General features: G+C 49.1%; 1 protein-coding gene. It reads left to right on the forward strand.

Features of this window, described 5'->3' with window-relative positions:
- Positions 1–154 precede the first annotated feature (154 nt).
- A complete protein-coding gene (locus tag AC1XDK_RS30735) occupies positions 155–577 on the forward strand; it encodes a universal stress protein (protein ID WP_069449936.1) in 423 nt (140 codons plus the stop codon).
- Positions 578–1285: the final 708 nt, after the last annotated feature.

Genomic DNA, 1285 nt, shown 5'->3' on the forward strand with positions numbered 1-1285 from the left:
TATCATTTGATCGCGGGACAAAAATTGTGTCCAGTGAGCGAATCATTAACACAGGGATCACAAACCACGAGCAACGTCAACTCCTGTCTATTTGGATATGAAAATGATACCCCCAACTGATTAATGCTGACGTAGAGCATAGATCTGGGTAGTAATGGTCAACAATATACTAGTGCCGACAGATGGGAGCAAAGGGGCGGAACGGGGTGTCGAACACGCACTCGGGCTTGCTGAGAAGGAGGGTGCGAGACTCCATACATTGTTTGTTGTCGATGAGCGGATCTACGGACAGACTCCAGCATTGAGTAGCGACGAGCTCTTTCTTGAAGACATTCAAACTCGGGGAGATAAGCTCCTTGAGCAAATTGTTAGGAAAGCCGAACGCAGAGGTATCGAAGCGACAGCCGAGTGTGGTAGAGGCGTCCCTCATGAAGTGATTTTGAAGTGTTCTCAACAGAATGACATCGATCTGATTGTGATGGGACAACACGGCCTGTCGAAGTCGAGGTCTCTACACCCGGGAAGTTCGACTGACCGCGTGACTCGCCTCGCCACAGTGCCGGTTATTTCAGCGTGAGCCTTCGTTCGATCAAATCGACAGTCGTCCCAGGAATGTTTCATCTCTACTGATTTTATCGACGTTGCAGAATACAAGCAGTATCGCAGGTTTACAGAATCGGGAATGATTACGCTAGTGCGTTCTGTGGTGTCTACCACGTACTAAATCCAATAAGTGGAAGTGAGTCTGCCCCGGGAGTCCCAAATTAATCTGTGCGTGAAAGTTGATGGTGTCATAGAACTCTCCTCATACCTTGAGCATCTCTAGGTCAGGAACCCTGATTCACTCCTATTGAGAGTGAACGCTCCCAGTAGCTCCAACTCAACTTGTGTGTAGAATAATTCGGTTTCATACAAACTGACGGCCAGGCAGGGGAAGCGATTGTCCACGGGAAAAACTGATGTGCGTTCACATACAACCGTATACTGTCGAGCGTCGTTGCTCGGCGTCGTTAAAACAAAATAAATACGAGGTCATCGGGAATGAGTGCTCGATTGGAACTCTATCACTCACCCCGATCCCGTTTTGCTACCACCAAGCCAGCAGCGATGAGTACCCAACCAGCTACGTTCTGATTAGCTACGATGGTCGCGCCAGCGGTGATAAGCGCCACGGGTACACCGTTCGTGGGTGTTCCGTTGGCCATTTTTCGTCCGTCTTTTACAACGGACATGCGGAGGGTTTTCACGGCAATAGTATAAAACAGGGGCAGACGCTAGTTAGTAT

The sequence above is a fragment of the Haladaptatus sp. HS23 genome (assembly GCF_056892285.1).

Coding starts and splice junctions, on each gene's coding strand:
- AC1XDK_RS30735 (WP_069449936.1), top strand. CDS start 155: ATGGTCAACAATATACTAGTGCCGACAGATGGGAGCAAAGGGGCGGAA.